Annotated in this window: 21 protein-coding genes and 1 tRNA gene; 17 read left to right on the forward strand and 5 right to left on the reverse strand. The window is 56.1% G+C overall.

All coding sequences use genetic code 11. The features are described 5' to 3' along the window. Nucleotides 1-3: 3 nt before the first annotated feature. From J7413_RS01425 to J7413_RS01445, 5 genes are read left to right on the forward strand one after another with little or no spacing between them, the layout of a single operon-like run. A complete protein-coding gene (locus J7413_RS01425) occupies nt 4-831 on the forward strand; it encodes a carbohydrate ABC transporter permease (protein WP_209095698.1) in 828 nt (275 codons plus the stop codon). Beyond that, nucleotides 831-1,880, forward strand: a complete 1,050-nt coding sequence (locus J7413_RS01430; RefSeq protein WP_209095699.1) for an ABC transporter ATP-binding protein — start codon at nt 831-833, stop codon at nt 1,878-1,880. Before J7413_RS01425 ends, J7413_RS01430 begins: the two co-directional genes overlap by 1 nt. Continuing rightward, complete coding sequence (locus tag J7413_RS01435; protein ID WP_209095700.1) at nt 1,880-3,301, forward strand: glycerophosphodiester phosphodiesterase family protein; 1,422 nt, start codon at nt 1,880-1,882, stop codon at nt 3,299-3,301. The genes J7413_RS01430 and J7413_RS01435 overlap by 1 nt, the downstream gene beginning before the upstream one ends. Further along, on the forward strand, nt 3,294-4,313 hold the full coding sequence (locus J7413_RS01440) for a LacI family DNA-binding transcriptional regulator (RefSeq protein ID WP_209095701.1): 1,020 nt from the start codon (nt 3,294-3,296) through the stop codon (nt 4,311-4,313). Before J7413_RS01435 ends, J7413_RS01440 begins: the two co-directional genes overlap by 8 nt. Further along, nucleotides 4,306-5,085 carry an inositol monophosphatase gene (locus J7413_RS01445; protein WP_209095702.1) on the forward strand — a complete coding sequence of 260 codons (780 nt, stop codon included), beginning with the start codon at nt 4,306-4,308 and terminating at the stop codon, nt 5,083-5,085. Before J7413_RS01440 ends, J7413_RS01445 begins: the two co-directional genes overlap by 8 nt. A gap of 104 nt (nt 5,086-5,189) precedes the next feature. Here J7413_RS01445 and J7413_RS01450 read toward each other — a convergent pair whose 3' ends face one another. The 3 genes from J7413_RS01450 to J7413_RS01460 all read right to left on the reverse strand — a co-directional run bounded on the left by J7413_RS01450 (nt 5,190) and on the right by J7413_RS01460 (nt 7,534). Further along, nucleotides 5,190-5,579: a response regulator gene (locus tag J7413_RS01450; RefSeq protein ID WP_209095704.1), complete on the reverse strand. Its 390-nt coding sequence runs from the start codon at nt 5,577-5,579 to the stop codon at nt 5,190-5,192. Then, nucleotides 5,576-7,147, reverse strand: a complete 1,572-nt coding sequence (locus J7413_RS01455; protein ID WP_209095706.1) for a HAMP domain-containing sensor histidine kinase — start codon at nt 7,145-7,147, stop codon at nt 5,576-5,578. Before J7413_RS01455 ends, J7413_RS01450 begins: the two co-directional genes overlap by 4 nt. A gap of 297 nt (nt 7,148-7,444) precedes the next feature. Further along, nucleotides 7,445-7,534: transfer RNA gene (locus tag J7413_RS01460), tRNA-Ser, on the reverse strand. 107 nt (nt 7,535-7,641) lie between these two features. Between J7413_RS01460 and J7413_RS01465 the strand changes: the two genes are divergently transcribed. The 8 genes from J7413_RS01465 to J7413_RS01500 all read left to right on the forward strand — a co-directional run bounded on the left by J7413_RS01465 (nt 7,642) and on the right by J7413_RS01500 (nt 14,379). Then, a complete protein-coding gene (locus tag J7413_RS01465; RefSeq protein WP_209095708.1) occupies nt 7,642-8,514 on the forward strand; it encodes a DUF2059 domain-containing protein in 873 nt (290 codons plus the stop codon). A 221-nt stretch (nt 8,515-8,735) separates the two neighbouring features. Continuing rightward, nucleotides 8,736-9,341, forward strand: coding sequence for a 50S ribosomal protein L21 (locus tag J7413_RS01470; protein WP_209095709.1), 606 nt, complete (start codon nt 8,736-8,738; stop codon nt 9,339-9,341). Between the two features lie 23 nt (nt 9,342-9,364). Beyond that, a complete protein-coding gene (gene rpmA / locus J7413_RS01475; RefSeq protein WP_108890078.1) occupies nt 9,365-9,634 on the forward strand; it encodes a 50S ribosomal protein L27 in 270 nt (89 codons plus the stop codon). An 81-nt stretch (nt 9,635-9,715) separates the two neighbouring features. Beyond that, complete coding sequence (locus tag J7413_RS01480) at nt 9,716-10,309, forward strand: LysE family translocator (RefSeq protein WP_209095710.1); 594 nt, start codon at nt 9,716-9,718, stop codon at nt 10,307-10,309. A 14-nt stretch (nt 10,310-10,323) separates the two neighbouring features. Continuing rightward, a complete protein-coding gene (locus J7413_RS01485; RefSeq protein ID WP_209095711.1) occupies nt 10,324-10,863 on the forward strand; it encodes a GNAT family N-acetyltransferase in 540 nt (179 codons plus the stop codon). A gap of 55 nt (nt 10,864-10,918) precedes the next feature. Next, nucleotides 10,919-11,965: a GTPase ObgE gene (gene obgE, locus J7413_RS01490; protein WP_209095712.1), complete on the forward strand. Its 1,047-nt coding sequence runs from the start codon at nt 10,919-10,921 to the stop codon at nt 11,963-11,965. After that, complete coding sequence (gene proB / locus J7413_RS01495) at nt 11,953-13,059, forward strand: glutamate 5-kinase (RefSeq protein ID WP_209095713.1); 1,107 nt, start codon at nt 11,953-11,955, stop codon at nt 13,057-13,059. Before obgE ends, proB begins: the two co-directional genes overlap by 13 nt. A gap of 54 nt (nt 13,060-13,113) precedes the next feature. After that, nucleotides 13,114-14,379, forward strand: coding sequence for a glutamate-5-semialdehyde dehydrogenase (locus tag J7413_RS01500; RefSeq protein ID WP_209095714.1), 1,266 nt, complete (start codon nt 13,114-13,116; stop codon nt 14,377-14,379). Between the two features lie 50 nt (nt 14,380-14,429). On the opposite strand, the gene J7413_RS01505 is transcribed toward J7413_RS01500, so the two are convergent. Then, the gene (locus J7413_RS01505) at nt 14,430-15,026 is read right to left on the reverse strand and encodes a histidine phosphotransferase family protein (protein ID WP_209095715.1); all 597 of its coding nucleotides are present in this window, start codon (nt 15,024-15,026) and stop codon (nt 14,430-14,432) included. Between the two features lie 29 nt (nt 15,027-15,055). Here J7413_RS01505 and J7413_RS01510 point away from each other — a divergent pair, with 29 nt between their 5' ends. The 3 genes from J7413_RS01510 (at nt 15,056) to J7413_RS01520 (ending at nt 16,954) form a co-directional block, all read left to right on the forward strand. Then, nucleotides 15,056-15,247, forward strand: a complete 192-nt coding sequence (locus tag J7413_RS01510; RefSeq protein ID WP_209095717.1) for a DUF3553 domain-containing protein — start codon at nt 15,056-15,058, stop codon at nt 15,245-15,247. 112 nt (nt 15,248-15,359) lie between these two features. Next, a complete protein-coding gene (locus J7413_RS01515; RefSeq protein ID WP_209095718.1) occupies nt 15,360-16,139 on the forward strand; it encodes a GNAT family N-acyltransferase in 780 nt (259 codons plus the stop codon). Next, nucleotides 16,136-16,954, forward strand: a complete 819-nt coding sequence (locus tag J7413_RS01520; protein ID WP_348538709.1) for a lysophospholipid acyltransferase family protein — start codon at nt 16,136-16,138, stop codon at nt 16,952-16,954. The genes J7413_RS01515 and J7413_RS01520 overlap by 4 nt, the downstream gene beginning before the upstream one ends. A 54-nt stretch (nt 16,955-17,008) precedes the next feature. On the opposite strand, the gene J7413_RS01525 is transcribed toward J7413_RS01520, so the two are convergent. Then, the gene (locus tag J7413_RS01525; protein WP_209095719.1) at nt 17,009-17,623 is read right to left on the reverse strand and encodes a glutathione S-transferase; all 615 of its coding nucleotides are present in this window, start codon (nt 17,621-17,623) and stop codon (nt 17,009-17,011) included. 324 nt (nt 17,624-17,947) lie between these two features. Here J7413_RS01525 and rpsB point away from each other — a divergent pair, with 324 nt between their 5' ends. Further along, nucleotides 17,948-18,718 (forward strand): 30S ribosomal protein S2, encoded by a 771-nt coding sequence (gene rpsB / locus J7413_RS01530; protein WP_058240801.1) that lies wholly within the window; start codon nt 17,948-17,950, stop codon nt 18,716-18,718. Nucleotides 18,719-18,768: the final 50 nt, after the last annotated feature.

An 18,768-nucleotide genomic window follows, 5' to 3' on the forward strand; every position in this document is an offset into this window, starting at 1 on the left:
GCCATGAACGCGAATTTCAAATCATGGCCAGTGATTGCCATTCTGTCGCTGGTGTCCTTGCCACTGTTGATCATGTTTGTGTTCCAGATCGTGGACACATTCACCAACCCATATCCGGGATCAATCTGGCCACAGATGTTCACGATCGAGCATTGGCGCTTCCTCTGGGAAGAGCCGGCCACTGGTCGCTCTTCGATCTGGGCGGTGACATGGAACACATTTGTGTTTGCCTCCACAACGGCGGTGGCTGTCACCTCTATTTCGCTGACAGCGGCCTATGCCCTGTCTCGTTTGAACTTCCCGGCGCGGCGTTTCTTTCTGGCAGGCCTGATCGTTCTGCATGCGTTTCCGACGATCACGCTGATCATTGCGATTTTTCTGATCCTGCAGTTTCTTGGGCTCTATAACTCCTTGATGGGGGTGATCCTTGTAAAGGCTGCTCTGGAGTTGCCATTTGGCATTTGGATCATGAAAGGCTTCTATGACACAGTGCCATGGGAGATCGAGATGGCCGGTGTGCAGGATGGGGCAAGCCGTTTCACGGTCTGGTGGAAATTGGTGCTGCCGCAGGTGCAGCCCGGACTTGCCGCATTGCTGATCTTTTCTTTCCTGTCTGGCTGGTCTGAGTTTGTTTTGCCACTGGTGCTTGCACCTGGCAATGACGCGCAGGTCCTGTCGACTTATCTGTCCGCGCTCATCCTTGATGATGCGAAACCTGACTTCAACCTCTTCAAATCGGTGGGCCTGTTCTACGCCATACCGGTTATCGTCATCTATCTGGTTTTCCAGAAAAAACTCATGAATATCTACGGCGGGGGCTCGAAAGGCTGATGCAACTTAGGCTCGAAAACTTCACCAAAAAATTCGACAATCTGACCGTCATCGACCAGTTGAACCTGACTGTTGAAAGCGGAGAGATGATGGCGCTGCTTGGCCCATCTGGCTGCGGTAAGTCGACCACATTGTTCACCATTTGCGGCATCCACCGCATGAACGGCGGCACCCTGCATTTTGGCGATCGCGATGTGTCCAACCTGCCATCGCAACAGCGCAATGTGGGTGTGGTGTTTCAGAACTATGCGCTCTATCCGCATATGAACATCCGCGACAACATTGCCTTCCCCTTGCGGGTGCAAAAGCTCGACAATGCGACCATTGCCAAGAAAGTGGCAGAAATTGCAGAGCTGGTGCATATCCCTGAATTGCTGGATCGCAAGCCTGCGCAGCTGTCTGGCGGCCAACAACAGCGGGTGGCGCTCGCGCGCGCACTTGTGCGCAAGCCTGACGTACTTTTGCTGGATGAACCCCTCGCCAACCTTGACGCCAAACTGCGTCTTGAGATGCGTTCTGAAATCCGGCGCATTCAGCTGGAAACCGGCATCACCGCCATTCTCGTGACCCACGATCAGGTCGAAGCCATGTCAATGTGTGATCGCATTGCTCTGATGAAAGGTGGCAAGATCGTTCAGCTCAGCGAACCTGATCAAATGTACAATGACCCGGTCGACACCTTTGTGGCTGGCTTCCTTGGCAACCCGCCGATTTCCTTCCTGGATGCACAGGTCAATGCAGATGTGTTTCAGGTTGGCCCAAGCCAAATTACCATCGCCGATAGCCTGCGCGCCAAAGTGAATGGCGCGGTCAAACTGGGCATCCGCCCAGAGTATTTTGGCCCACAGTTCGGCACTGGGATCACGGGTAAGATCAGCTTTGTGGAAACACAGGGGCGCGAAGACCTCTATAATGTCACCTTGCCCGATGGATCGGTTCTGCGCTCCATTCAAGCGGCGGGTCCGCGCCTGAAGCTTGGCGACAGCGTAAACTGGGGCATTTCCCATGACCACGCATTGGCATTCACTCCAGACGGGGCACGCATCTGATGTCTGATTGGCTTTCACCCAAACGCCCCATGTCGATTGCACATCGCGGTGCCAGTGCCTATGCGCAGGAAAACACATTGGGTGCATTTTCACTGGCTGCCAAACTGGGTGCGGACATGTGGGAGGTCGATCTGCATCAAACTGCAGACGGGCAGGTGATCGCCTTTCATGATTTCGCGCTTGTCGATGGGCGTGCGTTGGCGCAGCTGTCTTATGCCGAGGTCCGGAACGCAGTGAGTGAGGGCGAGGCGCCCTTGCTGTCCGACATCATCGCATTGGCCAAAGAGGCCAACTGCGGGATCTACGCAGACATCAAGGCGCCAGAAGCTTCGGTGGAAACATCGCGCATGCTTCAGGCGGCAGGCATCACCCGCGCAATTCTTGGCGCGTTTGATCCTTCGGCCGTGCGCGCCTTGAGAGCGGCGCAGACCCCTTATCCGCTGGCCGCGCTGATCCCAATTGGCGTGGATCCATTTGAGGCGTCAAAAGACGCTGACATCATCCACCTATGTTGGGAAAAGCTTGCCCGCCCGCAGGATCTTCTGACGGATGAGTTCTTTCAGAAATGCGACACATTGGGCAAAAAGGTGGTGCTCTGGCACGAGGAAGATCCAAGGCGTATGGCGGATTTGCGTGGCAAACCCGTGCTTGGCATCTGCTCTGATCGGCCTGAGCTGGTGAACCCGGTGCGCTTTCGGAATAACACGCAGGTCATCTGCCACCGAGGCGCCAATAAAATCGCACCTGAAAACACCCTCAGTGCGGCGCATGCATGTTTCGCTGCTGGCTTCAGCCACGTTGAAATCGACGTGCATGTTACCGCAGATCGCGAACTGGTCGTGCTGCATGACGCAACGCTGGAGCGCACGACAAACGGGCAGGGGCCGGTTTGCAACCACACGCTAGCAGAGCTGCGCGCCCTGAGTGCCGGCGCCTGGTTCTCGCCGTTCTATCGCGCTGAAAAGATCCCAACACTTGATGAGGTTCTTGAGCTGGCTTCCCTCTATGAGGGCAAACTCTATATCGAACTCAAATCTGCTCCGGCTGATCTGATTTGGGCGCGCGTCGAAGCCTTTGGCCTGCAAGACCGTGTGTTCTTCTGGTCTTTCAATGCAGAGCTGCTGAAAGATATGCGCGGCTTAAGTGATCAGGCCCATCTGATGATGCGCAGGCAGGATTTCGACACACTTGAAGACACAATCTCGAACCTTGCCCCATCATTGATCGAATACACGATCCACGATGACTGGACAGACTTTTCGAAACTACGGTCAAGCGACATTCCATTTATGGTTGCTTACAATGGAGATGATCCCTCCATAATTGAAAAGATTGTCGACGCATCTCCTGACATGGTTAATCTGGACCAACCATTTCTATTCGCTGATATTTGTCGACGCAAAGGATTGACCATTGAGTGATGAGCCCAAAAAATCTGTGACCTCCTTTGATGTGGCACGCCGGGCGGGGGTGTCGCGCTCCATGGTGTCGCGGGCGTTCACAGATGGTGCCAAGATCTCTGAGGCGTCGCGCAAAAAGGTGCTCAAGGCAGCTGATGAACTTGGCTATCGCGTGAATTTTCTGGCCCGCGGTTTGCAAACACGTCAATCCAACCTGGTGGGCATTGTTGCCTCCTCGTTGGACACGCCGTTTCGCTCCCAGCAGGTTAAGATTGCGGCACGCGAGTTTATTCGTCACGGCTATCGCCCCATCCTTTTAACGATCGAGGAAAACGATGACGTCGAACAATGGGTGAGCGTGATGCTCAACTATAATGTGGCGGGGGTGCTGATCACCTCGGCCACGCCTTCCTCTCAGATCATTCAGGAATGTCGGCGGCTGCAGATGCCTCTGGTACTGATCAACCGCGGGACCATGCAGGATATCACGGACACGGTTCAGATTGATGTCGCACAGGCCGGCTCATTGGCGTTTTCGATGCTCACCCGCACGCGACGTGGCCGGCTTGCGGTTGTGCGCCCGAAAACCGAGTCCTATTCGGTCACAGGCCGCGTGCAGGCGTTTGTCTCCAAATGCGCGCAAGAAGGGGTCGAGCTGCAGGAGTTTGTTGCCGACGGTCAAAGTTATGCGGCAGGCCACGACGCTGCCGGGATGCTCGGCCTGTCGACCAAGGACATTGATGGGGTGTTCTGCGCGACAGATCTTTTGGCGATGGGCGTGATGGACAGGCTGCGCACGGATTGGGGCACGCGTTTTCCTGATGACCTCGAACTGATCGGATGTGACGATATCGAACAGGCCGGGTGGGGCGCCTATCAGTTGTCAACCATGCGCCAGGACACCGAAGAACAAGTGCTGGCCGCAGTCGCACAAATGCGTCAACGCATCGAAACGCCGGATGCCGAAATTCAGACGTATATTCAAAATCTTACGCCGATTTTTCGGCAAACAACATTGAGCAGTTATGACTAAATCCTACAAATCCCGGCTCGATTTTGCCAAAGCGATTGCCCGCGACGCTGGGGCGTTGGCTTTGTCGCTTTTTGAGCAGCGAGAAACAGGCTTTGTTGCAAGCAAAGGTTTGCAAGACTTTGTGACGCTGGCTGATCGCAAGGTCGAAACCCTGATACGCAGCCAAATCGCAGCCCATTTCCCGGATGATGCTGTCTTGGGCGAAGAGGACGGGCTCTCTGGCAACAGCGAGCGCGTTTGGGTTGTTGATCCGATTGACGGGACCGCCAATTACATGCGGGGTCTCCCGGATTGGGCGATTTCCATTGCCTGCTGCGAAGGAAATGACATTGCATTTGGGGTGATTTTTGTTCCGGCACGCAACGAGCTGTGTTGGGCCGAAAAGGGCCATGGGTGTTTTTGCAATGATGAGCAAGTCGCCGTTTCCGATTGTCAGCGTGCGGATGAGGCCTTGCTGCTGCTGGGCCGCTCTGGGCGATGCTCGCTGCAGAGCTATCTAGATCTGGTTACGCGCACAATTGATGCCGGTATGGAGTATCGGCGCAACGGCTCAGCGGCTGTGAGCTTGATGGACGTTGCACAGGGCCGGGCAGAGGGCTTCTTTGAGGCACATCTGAACGCATGGGATGCAATGGCTGGCATCTTGCTTGTTCAGGAGGCGGGCGGCGTTGTGCGCGCAGACCCGGTGCCCCAAACTCTGAGCCATGGAACCGAAGTCATCGCCACCGCCAGAAACACGCACGCAGAAATCGTTGCCACAATCGACGCCTGACTGTTGACGCCTTTAGACGTGATAGGCACCAAGCAGAGTTTTTAGGTAAACAAAAATACGAAGGCGTTTAGTTAAGCGCCTTCCGTCGCTGAGAGGGGGAATTCTCAGCAAAGACATTCCGCCATAGCGTCCACCAGAGTGTCCAGCTTGACAGGCTTTGCGACAAAGCCGACAATCCCTGCGTCCTCGCAGAGTTTCTTCTGCGTGTTTGAAACACTTGCAGTCACTGCAATCACTTTTGGAGCGTCACTGCCCAACAGTTTCATGATCTCCTGCGTGGCTTCGATGCCGTCGATTTCCGGCATATTGATGTCCATCAGGATAAGATCAAACACACCGGTTTTTGCCTTCTCGATGCTCTCAGCACCATCATGCGCCACCTCACACTGTAGACCGCAGTGCTTCAGCATACGTTGCATGATCTTCAGGTTAGTCGGCTCGTCATCTGCAACCAAAATCCGTGGATTGAGTGCGGCCAGTTCTGTCTTTGTCATTCTGCAGGCACTTTTTTCTCTGTTGTGCTGGTTGAGGGAATAATGATTTCGGCTGGCATTTCAAACGTAAAGGTTGAGCCAACCCCAACGGAACTTTCCAGCGTGATGTCACCCTTGGCTTCGATCGCGATGCCGCGTGCAATCGAAAGCCCCAGTCCAGTGCCGCCCGCCTTGCGGTTCGATGCGCTGTCCCCCTGCGTGAAGCGGTCAAAAATCCGCGTTTGCATATCCGGCTCGATGCCCGGTCCCGTGTCGGTCACCGCCACACGGAAAACACCTGCGTTTGCATGTTCCGAGGGGACGATGCTTCCCTTCACTTTGACGGAGCCCTGTTCCGTAAACTTCACCGCATTGCCCACGAGGTTCACCACAATCTGGCGCATGCGTTTTTCATCTCCAAGAATGATCGTGTCATCCTCAGGCAGAGAAAGCTCAAACGACAGGTCTTTCTTCTTGGCCAGAACAGTGGCGAAGCTGGTTGCGTTCTTCATGAATCGCGTCACATCCATTGGCTCAGGTTTGATGCGCAGTGCACCCGCTTCTATTTCGCCAAAGGTCAGGATTTCCTCGATCAGGGCCATCTGATTGTCGGCGCAAGAGTTCAAGATCTCGATCAACTCTTTGTCTTCTTCAGGCAGATCTATCATTTCCAGAAGTTGGGCCGCGCCGATCACGCCATTCATCGGGGTGCGCAATTCGTGGCTGATCGTAGCCAGAAACTGCGTTTTTGCCATATCAGAGGCGCGTGCCGCTTTGGCTTCCTGGCGGAGCTCTTTGGTCATGCGCACAATCTCTTTGATCAGTGGTAGTGCGACAAAGACCCAGGCAAACGCCGCAGCAAAAATCGCAATAATCAAAACCAGAGCAGACAGGTAAATCGGCGCGCGTCCTGCCAGCATGGATTTTTCGCGAAGAACCGCGGAAACATGGGCGATCTGGTCAGAAGGCAGATTATCATACGCAGCCCAAAACTTTGTAAAGCTCGCATGGTCGTTTTTCTCGTCAACAACGATCTGAGCGGTTGCCAATAGGATCGATGCTATCGCACTCTCCAGCGACAGATCGTCCGCCACTTCAGTTTGCCACTCGTTTTCTTCTTCCCAAAGGTCAACCAGATCGTCTGGCATATCATGGCCATACAAACCAAGCTGCTGGCTCAAAGCGATTGGATTGATGCCCGCTTCAATCGTGCGATCGGTCAACTCTTGTCGCGTCTCTGATGCGCTTTCTTCCATGACTTCTTCGCCGTCAGGATCCGCTGCGCGCAACGCAGAAAAGAGGCCGAGTGTTTTGACATAGTCGCGCTCGGTGTCGTCCCATGCGTCTTTTCGCCCAGATTCAACCTGCGCCAAATCGCCCTTAATTTGCGCCACGCCTTCAAGCAATTGCCCAAACGCCAAAACATAGTGAGACCCAACAGCGGCGGACCTGTGGAAGAATACCGAAGCGGCGCTGGCAACGGCCAAGGGGATCATCAAAACAGCCATGGCCGCGAAAAGACGATTTCGCAGGTGCTGCTGGCTCAGCGAACCAATCTTGGTTTCTGGTTTAACCTGACTACTGTCCATAGAGACCTCGCTCTGGCATTTGTTGCAACGGATGATCACCGACGATGTGACCGTTAGTCCTCTTGGATTTCTAAATCCCTAAGCAACTGAAAGAAAATGAACAAATCCAAGATACTTAAAGTTGCATATTCTACTTTAACTTTATTTATTGGTGTCCAGCAAATCTTTTGGTTGTGCTGCATGGGATTGGCGTAAAATGTGCTTAAAATGGCGCAATTTAAAGTGGTGACAATTCAGGCTTAAGATGATTATCAAATAGATCATTCCGATCAAATCGGCGGAAGTCTGGAGCAATAGTGGCGGAGAGACAGGGATTCGAACCCTGGGTCCCCGTGAAGGGACAACGGTTTTCGAGACCGCCCCGTTCGACCACTCCGGCACCTCTCCGTCCGAATAGACCGTGGTCTTGGTGAGGGCGTCGTTTAATCGGCTTTGTGATGTGGTGCAAGTGGGATTTGCATTGTTTTGCTATCGAAATCGACTAGCTTAAGCGGATGAACAGTTTCACCGCCCCTCTGGCCCCGTCATCCGTCTTTTTGTCCCGTCTGGCGCATGTCTTTGTTGTTGGCGCGTTTGCATGGCTGAGCGTTTTTGTAGCCCCTGCACAGGCCGCCGATCGGGAGCGGGTGGAAGCTTTCTTACAGGTCACAGGCTTTGATGTTGCGATTGAATCCATTGCATTGTCAGCCTCTTCCGCCCCCATTCTGCTTGGGCTGGAAGAAGAGGATTTTGGCCTTCAATGGACCGCTCTCACCAAAGAGGTGTTTGACACCGAATTCATGCACAACCGTGCGCTCGATATCTTAGAGGCGACGCTGGATGACGACAGTCTCGCCCATGCGGCAGCGTTTTATGCAAGCGATTTGGGGCAGCGGCTCGTGGCGGTCGAAAACGCCGCACATATGGGGGATGATGAAGAAAAAGAGTTGGTGGGTGGCGCGCTGCTTGCAGATTTGGAAGCCAATGATGATCCCCGTGTTGATCTGTTTAAGCGTATGACGGTGGCCATTGACCCAGAAGACGTGGGCTCTGACGCGATTTTGGAAATTCAGGTGCGCTTCATTTTGGCAGCCTCTTACGCGGGCGTCGTTGATTTGCGTACCGATGAAGAGGGGTTGCGCGCCGCGTTGCGGGAAAATGCGGCGGAAATGGACGCGGAGATAGAGCTCTCTTCCTTGCGCAATGCCGCCTATACGTATCAGGACTTTTCGTTGGAAGAGCTGATTGAATATACGGAAGCACTGGAAGACCCGGCCATGATGACTGTATATGAGCTGATGAATGCGGTGCATTTCGAAGTTATGGCGAACCGCTTCCAGGCACTGGCTGTGCGGATGGGTGATTTGCAGCCCGCGCAAGAGCTTTGAGGGCGATATAGGCCTTTAATATAAAGCTTGACGAACACTGAAATCCAAAGCATAAGCGCGCCACCGGCGTGGAGTGTGTACTTTGCGCCGCGTTTTTGTTGTAACACAGTCCCGACAAGGGACGCGCTGTTCGAGGCGGCACCGTCGAAAGGCATTGCCACAAACGCCAAACCCGAGAGGGGGCGGGGCCACAGGACGCGATCAGATCGAAGGAATAGGACATGTTCGCAGTCCTGAAGACCGGCGGCAAACAGTATAAAGTACAGGCAGGTGATATCCTGCGTGTCGAAAAACTGGCTGCAGACGCTGGCGAAAAAATCCAATTCAACGACGTGCTGATGGTTGGCGGTGACTCCACCGTTGTTGGCGCACCTTTCGTTGAAGGCGCAGCCGTGCAGGCAGACGTGATCGACCAGATCAAAGGCGAAAAGCTGATCAAATTCGTGAAGCGTCGTCGTAAGCACAGCTCCAAGCGTACCGTGGGCCACCGTCAGAAACTGACTCTGGTTCGCATCACAGACATTCTTGCGTCCGGCGCAGACAAGTCTGGCGTAAAAGCAGCCGTGGGCGCAGGCTCCGTTGCAGCACCTTCCGAGGCCAAACCAGCCAAGAAAGCGGCGAAGGCAGAAGCAAAAGCAGAGGCACCAGCCGCTGCAGCAGCTGATGACCTGACTGCAATCAACGGTGTGGGCCCGGCAGCAGCGAAAAAGCTGGCAGATGCAGGCATCACCTCTTTTGCACAGCTCGCAGCGGTTGACGTAGACAGCTTTGACGCTGTTAAAGTAAAGCCTGAGTGGGTTGCACAAGCAGCCGAACTGGCGAAGTAAGCGAAGTATAGGAGACTAACGATATGGCACATAAAAAAGCTGGTGGTAGTTCCCGTAACGGTCGCGACTCCGCGGGTCGTCGTCTTGGCGTGAAAAAATACGGTGGCGAAAACGTGATCCCAGGCAACATCATCCTGCGTCAGCGCGGCACCAAGATGTGGCCAGGCGAAGGCGTTGGCATGGGCAAAGATCACACCATCTTTGCAACTGTTGACGGCAACGTGAAGTTCCACAAAGGCCTCAAGGGCCGCACCTTTATTTCGGTCCTGCCAGTGGCGGAGGCCGCAGAGTAAGCCGACCTTAAGGGTAATGAGACATTTAAGGGACCGGCGAAACAGCCGGTCCCTTTTTCTTTTTAAAGGTGCATTCAGACGATGAGCGTCGCAGTGATCAGTTTTGGCGTTTTTGCCGCAAGTCAGGTGGGCACACCTGGGCCTGCGAACATGGCGCTGTTGGCCACCGGTGCGCGCTTTGGTTTTCGGGCCGCTCTGCCATTTGTGGCTGGCGTGGCTTTGGGCAAACAATTGATCATTTGGCCGATTGGGTTTGGCCTGATGGAGCTTGCCGAAACCGTGCCTGGTTTGTTTGACGCTCTGAAATGGGTGAGCGCGGCCTATATCTGTTGGCTTGCGTGGAAAGTGGCCAATCTCAGGCTAGATCCAAAGCGCGACGCGGTGACCCAGCCTCCCGGATTTGCGGCGGGTCTTTTGGTGCATCCACTCAACCCTAAAGCCTGGGCGATGATCGTCGCCGGCTTCACAAATTTTGTAACACCTTCGACACCGGCGTTGCAGGCCACGGCCACCATCGCCATCTGTCTTTTGGCGGCGCAGGCCGTCTTTCATCCGATCTGGACCTATGCAGGAGACCAGATTGCCCAGACCGTCGCCGGAAAACCCGCCGAACGTTATTTGATGCGCACTTTGGCCGCGCTGACTGTGGCCTCTGTGCTTTACGTAGTTCTTTGAGGAGGAGAACAGGCATGAAATTGGATACTATTGTGAACCAGCCTGTGATCGAAACAGACCGCTTTGTGTTGCGCCCGCTGCGCCGCTCTGATCAGGGCCTGATCGAGATGCACACCGCAGACCGTGAACTGGCGCGGATGACCACTAGCATCCCGCACCCGATCCCACCCGGCGCGACCGAGGCGTTTATTGCGCGTGCGCAATCAGAAGACCGCATTGAGGATGTCTGGGCCATTGACAGCAGTGCCGATGGACAGCCTGAAGTCATGGGGCTGATTGGCCTCACCCGTGTGGATGAGGGGCAAGTGGAAATCAGCTACTGGATTGGCAAAGCTTTCTGGAACACAGGTCTGGCCTCACGTGCTGTGCGGGCACTGATCGATGCCAACCCGCTTCAAAGCCGGACAATCTTCGCCAGCGTTTTTCAGGATAACCCGGCCTCTGCGCGGGTGCTGACGAATTGTGGGTTCCAATATTTGGGGGATGCCGAGAGCTTCTCTGTGGCACGTGACGCAAATGTCCCCACCTGGACCTACAGTCTGAAACTGGATTGAGCCTTGCCGCAAGGCAAGGTATGAGCGCTGCACGCGCCGTATAAGGACAAAAGCTATGAAATTCCTCGACCTTGCCAAAGTCTACATCCGCTCAGGCGGCGGTGGGGGCGGCTGTGTATCCTTCCGTCGTGAAAAATACATCGAATACGGCGGCCCGGATGGTGGCGATGGCGGCAATGGCGGCTATGTCTGGGCGGAGGCTGTCGAAGGGCTGAACACGCTTATCGACTTCCGCTACCAGCAGCACTTCTTTGCCAAATCCGGCCAGCCCGGCATGGGCAACCAGCGCACCGGCAAGACTGGGGATGACATCGTTTTGCGCGTCCCAGTGGGCACTGAGATTCTGGATGAGGATCAGGAAACTGTCATTGCCGACCTGACCGAAGTTGGACAGCGCGTCCTGCTCGCCAAAGGCGGCAACGGCGGTTTTGGCAACCTGCACTTCAAATCCGCCACCAACCAGGCCCCACGCCGTGCCAATCCCGGCCAGCCGGGTGTGGAGCGCACCATCTGGCTGCGCCTGAAACTGATTGCGGATGTGGGTCTTCTGGGTCTGCCCAATGCGGGCAAATCCACCTTCCTTGCCGCCACCTCCAATGCGCGGCCCAAGATCGCGGATTACCCGTTCACAACGCTTCACCCCAACTTGGGCGTTGTCGGCGTGGATGGCGTGGAATTTGTTGTGGCTGACATACCCGGCCTGATCGAAGGCGCGAGCGAGGGCAGGGGCCTTGGCGATCTGTTCCTCGGCCACGTTGAACGCTGTGCGGTGCTATTGCACCTCGTGGATGGCACCTCTGGTACGCTGCTTGAGGATTACAAAACCATTGTGCAGGAAATCACCAATTACGCCGATATTCTGGCTGACAAGCCGCGCGTGACTGTGCTCAACAAAATCGACTCGCTGGATGCGGAAGAGCGCGCATTCCTCAAAGAGGAACTCGAAGCGGTTGCGGGCGGCCCTGTGATGCTCATGTCTGGTGCAAGTCACGAAGGCACCACCGAAGTGCTGCGCGCCCTGCGCGCAGAGATTGATGATGACCGCGTACGGCAGAAGATCGACGAAACAGCGGATGAGGAAGAGGCACCGTGGCAACCCTAACTGACGCAAAACGGGTTGTTGTGAAAATCGGGTCGGCACTGCTTGTTGACCGGACCTCTGGGTTATTGAAGGCCGAATGGCTGAAAGCCCTCGCCGAAGATGTCGCCATGCTGAAGGCACGGGGCACCGATGTGGTGCTGGTGTCTTCTGGCTCCATCGCTTTGGGACGTGGCGCGCTTGGACTGCCCGCCACTGACCTTACGCTCGATCAATCCCAAGCTGCGGCCGCAGTTGGCCAAATCCGTCTGGCCCGCGCCTATGAAGAAGCGCTCGCGCCCCATGGCATCACCACCGCACAGGTCTTGGTCACGCTGGAGGACAGCGCCAACCGCCGCCGCTACCTCAATTCCCGCGCAACTTTGGATCAACTGCTCAGCCTTGGCGTTGTGCCCATTGTCAATGAAAACGACACCGTCGCCACCGATGAAATCCGCTATGGCGACAATGATCGGCTGGCCGCACAAATCTCACTCACCACAGGCGCAGATCATCTGATTCTTCTGTCTGATGTGGATGGCTTCTATTCCGCCAACCCGATGACCGATCCCAGCGCCAAACGCTTTGATGTCATCGACACCATCACGCCCGACATCGAAGACATGGCAGGGGAAGGCGTCTCTGGCCTGTCCAAAGGCGGCATGATCACCAAACTGATGGCGGCCAAAACCGCCACCGCAGGCGGCTGTGCCATGGCGATCACCGAAGGTTCTGCCATGCGCCCTGTTCAGGCACTGGAAAACGGGGCGAATGCAACGTGGTTCACCGCCCAAGGCACGCCTCAGCTCGCGCGCAAACGGTGGATCAACTCGATGAAACCACAGGGCGCTCTGGTGGTGGATGCAGGTGCCGCGCGCGCGTTGGCTGCGGGAAAGAGCCTGCTGCCTGCAGGTGTGACCGCCGTAAACGGAGAGTTCAACCGCGGTGATCCGATTGAAATCACCGATGCGAACGGGCACCGTTTGGGGCAGGGGCTGACCGCCTATGCCGCCAAAGATGCCGCCAAGATCAAAGGCCACCACAGCCGCGACATTGAACCGATTTTAGGCTACCCCGGACGCGCCGCACTGATTCACCGAGATGACATGGCGCTCTAGGCGCTCAAAACCTTCGCCGAAGGCAAAATTCACCAACCACAAAGGACAGATCTGATGAAAGACATCGCAGATATCCCCGCCCTGATGGCCCAGATTGGCGCGCAAGCCAAAGCGGCAAGCGCGGAGCTGGCCTTTGCCCCGCCGGAGGTGAAACGTGCCGCGCTAGAAGCCGCCGCCGATGCGGTCTGGGCGCGCCGGGCCGAGATCATCGAGGCCAACAAAAAAGACCTCGAATTTGGCCGCGACAAAGGCCTGTCTGATGCTATGATGGATCGCCTGATGCTGGATGAAGACCGCATCGGTGGCATCGTCACCGGCCTACGCACGGTTGCGGCACAGGATGATCCTGTCGGCGAAGTGCTCACCGAATGGGACATGCCCTCCGGCCTCAACATTCGCCGCGTGCGCACGCCCTTGGGTGTGATTGGCGTCATCTATGAAAGCCGCCCCAATGTGACCGCTGACGCGGGCGCGCTGTGCCTGAAATCCGGCAACGCCGTGATCCTGCGTGGCGGCTCTGAAAGCTTTCACAGCTCCGGTGCGATTCACGCCTGCCTTGTTGATGGGTTGAAATCCGTTGGCCTGCCCGAAGCCGCGATCCAGCTGGTGCCCACACGTGATCGCGCGGCCGTTCAGGAACTGCTGACCATGGTCGATACAGTGGATGTGATCGTGCCGCGTGGTGGCAAAGGGTTGGTGGGGCTTGTGCAGCGTGAAGCCCGCGTGCCGGTCTTTGCTCACCTTGAGGGCATCGTCCACATCTATGTGGATGCGGCTGCCGACGCACAAAAGGCGATGGATGTGATCCTGAATGCCAAAACCCGCCGCACCGGCATCTGTGGCGCGGCGGAATGCCTGCTGATCAACGAAAATCTCGTTGATAGCCTCGGCGCTGCGCTTATTCAGATGCTGCTGGATGCGGGGGTGCGGGTGCATGCCGATGAAACCTTGCAGAAGATCGCAGGCACCACACCCGCCACAGCGGAGGATTGGGGCAAAGAATATCTCGACATGGATATTGCCGCGAAAGTGGTGCCGGACGTCGACGCAGCGATTGCACATATCCGTCAGTATGGCTCCAATCACACCGATTGTATCCTGACCGAAGATGACGCCACCGCTGCGCGTTTCTTTGAACGTCTGGACAGCGCGATCCTGATGCGCAACGCCTCCACGCAGTTTGCCGATGGCGGTGAATTTGGCATGGGCGCAGAAATCGGCATCGCCACCGGCAAAATGCACGCCCGCGGTCCTGTTGGCGCAGCCCAGCTCACAAGCTTCAAATATCTGGTCGAAGGCGACGGCACCACGCGGGCCTAAGTTTCAGTAGACCAAAACAAAAGGCGCCGGATTTCGGCGCCTTTTTTCGTTTAAAACCTGACCTCCAGGCTCATATCGGTCATCGAGACATTGAGCGTGCGCCCCAGAAGGTTCACCCCCTGTGGCAGCAGGCCAAACTGCACCTTTGCAGGCACAAGTCCCTCGGGTACGTCGCCATGTGACACGGGACCCCATAGATCGGTGTCCGCACGCAGTTTCTCGCTTTCTGCGAGCAAATACCACCCCGCGCCTTCCTTGGCGATGCTGATTGTGCCGCCAAATGGCATCGATGTTTCAAAGCACATGAGCGTCAGAAAGGCGAGACGCAGCTCAGAGCGGGCCACAGCGCCCTCGACTTCCCAAAACGTTTCCACCCGCGACGCAGGCGCCAGATCACTCAGGATGGATTGTATTTCCTGCGTGCCCACCATCTGTTCGTCACCTGGCTGGCCAAAAGCCACGCGAAACAGACGAATGCGCGCGTTTGCGTTCTTTACGCTGTCCTCGATCATCTCCATCTCAGGGCCCTTTGCGTCGCCGGTCAAAGCAAGCAGTTCAAGCCCATTGCCAATCGCCCCGACCGGGCTGATCAGGTCGTGGCAAATCCGTGACCCTACCAATGCGGAGAAATCCGTATTATCTGACATCTGTATTCCTTTAGAAAACGAGTGGCCCAATGGATGATCTCAATGCCTTTCTTGAACCCGGAATGTTGGTCACACATCCGACACAGCCCGATTGGGGCCTGGGGCAGGTGCAGTCCAATATCGGTGGCAAAATCACCGTCAACTTTCGGGATGCGGGCAAAGTTGTTCTTGATGGTACACGCGTCATGTTGATGCCGGCATCTGAAACCCAATTTGGTTAATAAAGTGTTCACGCCCATCCAGAAACGTCAACACATGATCTCTGCTGGCTGAATTGATTTCCCCGATTCAGCTGCGTAAAAGGCCTCAAAACAAAGAGGAAAACGCGCTCCCATGACCGAGCAGTCCCGCGACTTTAAAGTTAAACTTGCCGAGTCTGACGCGGAACTTCGCGCCGCACAGCATCTGCGTTACCAAGTGTTCGTGAAAGAGCTGGGCGCGGATGGACCTATGGTGGATCACGCCCAGGAGCTTGAAAAAGACCGGTTTGATCCAAAGTTTGACCATCTGCTTTTGATTGATCGCGCGCGTTCCGAAGATCTGCAGGCGCAAGTTGTGGGCGTTTACCGACTTCTGACCGGGGAAAAAGCCGAAGAGATTGGACAGTTCTATTCAGAGGACGAATACGATCTGTCGGCACTGAAAGCCTCGGGCCGGCGTTTGCTGGAACTGGGGCGTTCCTGTCTCTTGCCGGAGTATCGGGGTGGGGTGGGCATGTTCCATCTCTGGAACGCGCTGGCAGCATATGTGGCTGATCATGAGATCGAAGTGCTGTTTGGCGTTGCGAGCTTTCACGGCACCGACATAGCCCGCCATGCCGCTGCACTGTCGCTCCTGCACCATCGCCATCTGGCCCCGTCAGATATCCGTCCGCGTGCGCAAGATGGGGTGTTTCAGGCGATGGACCTGCTGCCCGAAGCGGACATCGACCGCCGAACAGCAATGCTGTCGGTGCCACCTTTGATCAAAGCTTACCTGCGCCTTGGTGGTTTTGTCGGTGAAGGGGCGTTTTTGGACCATGCCTTTAACACCACCGATGTCTGCCTGATCCTTGACACCGCCCGTATGAATGAGAAAAGCCGGGCGCTCTATACAAAGGAGCGCGCACTGTGAGCACTTGGGAAAGCGAAGAAGGCTATCCAGTTCAGCCTGAACTCGGGGCAATGGGCATTCTGCGCGTTGTTGCACGCGGCTTTCCTCTGGCCATCTTGGTGTTTGGATGTCTGGGGCTGTTGTTGCTATTGCGCCTTATCGAGCGTCCGCTGTTTGGGCTGCAACGCCCCTGGACCCCACACATCACGCAATTTGTCTGCCGCAACGCGTTCCGGCTGCTTGGCATTCGCTTCACCGTGACCGGCACACCGATCAAAGGGCGCGGTGCGGTGGTTGCAAACCACTCATCTTGGCTGGATATTTTTGCCCTCAACGCGCCACAACAAGTCTATTTCGTATCCAAAGCGGAAGTTGCCAAATGGCCCGGAATTGGCTGGCTTGCGCGGGCAACGGGCACATTGTTCATTAGGCGTGACCGCCGCGAAGCGCGTGCGCACAAGCAAATGTTTGAGGATCGTCTGCTGGCCGGGCACCAGCTGCTGTTCTTTCCAGAGGGCACCAGCAGCGACAGCCAAAGGGTCTTGCCGTTCAAGACCACGCTCTTTGAGGCGTTTTTTGATCCACGTCTGCGCGAAGAAATGGTCATACAACCCGTCACGGTGCACTACACAGCCCCCAAAGGGGCAGAGCCTCGATTTTATGGCTGGTGGGGAGATATGGACTTTGGTCCGCATCTGCTTTGCACGTTGGCAGCCCCACGGCAGGGCCAAGTTGACGTGATTTACCATCCCCCGCTCAACGTCAGCGACTTTGCCGATCGCAAGTCACTGGCGCGTGCGGCTGAAACCCAAATCCGCGCTGGCCTGAAAAAATAGTTCTTCAAAAAGGCACGGTGATGGGGCGAATGTCGCCCCAAAACTGCTCAGCGCTCAACCATTGTCACGTGCCAGTGCGCGCTGAAAAGCCGGCCGTGCCTCTATGGCGGCCACATATGCTGTCAGTTTCGGATATGCTTCTGAAAGGCCCAGCCGATGAACTGCGGCTTGTGCTGGGAACAGCATCATCACATCCACGGCGGACAAGTCATCAAGAACAAAATGACCGGACGGGCGCAGTTGCGCTTCCATATAGTCAAAATGGTTCTTTGTTTCCGAACGTATGCGCGGCTGCAGCGGCGCAGCTGCCTCGCCCAGACGGCTTGTATAGATGCCCAGAAGCAAAGGTGTCATCGCAGACCCTTCTGCAAAATGCATCAATTGGAGATGGGCCATAGCCTCTGCACTGTTTTCCTTAGCTGGCAGCATCTGGGGCGCATATCGCTGGCACAAAACCTCAACAATTGCGGCCGATTCCGTGATCAGTTGCCCATCAATTTCCAACATGGGCGCTTTACCCAGCGGATGTATCTCTTTCAGCGCCTCAGGTGCCAAAAACGTCTCGCTGTTACGCTGATAAGCGCAGAGCTCATAGGCCACGCCAATCTCTTCGAGCAGCCACATGATGCGCAATGACCGGGATTGATTCAGATGATAGAGTTTGATCATGAAGGCAGCTCCTTGGTTGTTTGACTGAACAGGCTTTTACGTCATAGAAAACGCCAAGGCGCTTGACGCCTCAACACCGGTCGACCAACGAAATTCACCGCCTCAAGGCAAAGGTCAACCCGCCGCGATCCGCGGGGCCTGCAATTTCGGGATTCCGCGACAATAGGTGCTTGCAAGCAAACCAATGCTGGTGTAAACGCGCGCCATTCAAACCCGCAGACGGGGTTTGGGCTTGGACAGGGGAGACATCCCTGTCGGTCCGCCGGTTGGAGCATCCGCTCTCACTTCTCCCCGTCAAGGCGTAAACCGGAAAAGGAAAATAGCATGGCTCTTCCCGAGTTCTCCATGCGTCAGCTGCTGGAAGCTGGCGTGCACTTTGGTCACCAAACACAGCGCTGGAACCCACGCATGGGCCCGTTCATCTACGGCTCCCGCAATGGCATCCACATCATGGACCTGACCCAGACCGTTCCTATGCTGGACCAGGCTCTGACAGCCGTACGTGACACCGTTGCAAAAGGCGGCCGCGTTCTCTTCGTTGGCACCAAGCGTCAGGCCGCAGCGCCGATCGCAGATGCCGCAGAGAAATCCGCGCAGTATTTCATGAACCACCGCTGGCTCGGCGGCACGCTGACCAACTGGAAAACCGTTTCCCAGTCCATCAACCGTCTGAAAGAGATCGACGAGAAACTGGCATCCGGCGCAGAAGGCCTGACCAAGAAAGAGCGTCTGGGCATCGAGCGCGACCAGGAGAAGCTGCAAGCCTCTCTCGGCGGCATCCGCGACATGGGCGGCGTTCCTGACCTGCTGTTCGTCATCGACGTGAAAAAAGAAGCACTGGCGATCGCCGAAGCCAACAAACTGGGCATCCCAGTTGTGGCTGTGGTTGACACCAACTGCTCCCCAGACGGCGTTGACTACATCATCCCAGGCAACGACGACGCATCCCGCGCGATCTCCCTGTACTGTGACCTCGCAGCCCGCGCAGCGCTGGACGGCATGACCGCACAGCTGGGCGCAGCTGGCGTGGATCTCGGCGAATTCGAAGCTCCGGTTGAAGAAGCCGTGGCCGAAGAAGCCGCAGCAGACGCGTAAGCGACGTTGCAAATCTGACATGGGGGCAGGGTACACCCGCCCCCACATTC

It is taken from the genome of Shimia sp. R10_1, from assembly GCF_017744095.1.
Lineage (GTDB): Bacteria > Pseudomonadota > Alphaproteobacteria > Rhodobacterales > Rhodobacteraceae > Shimia.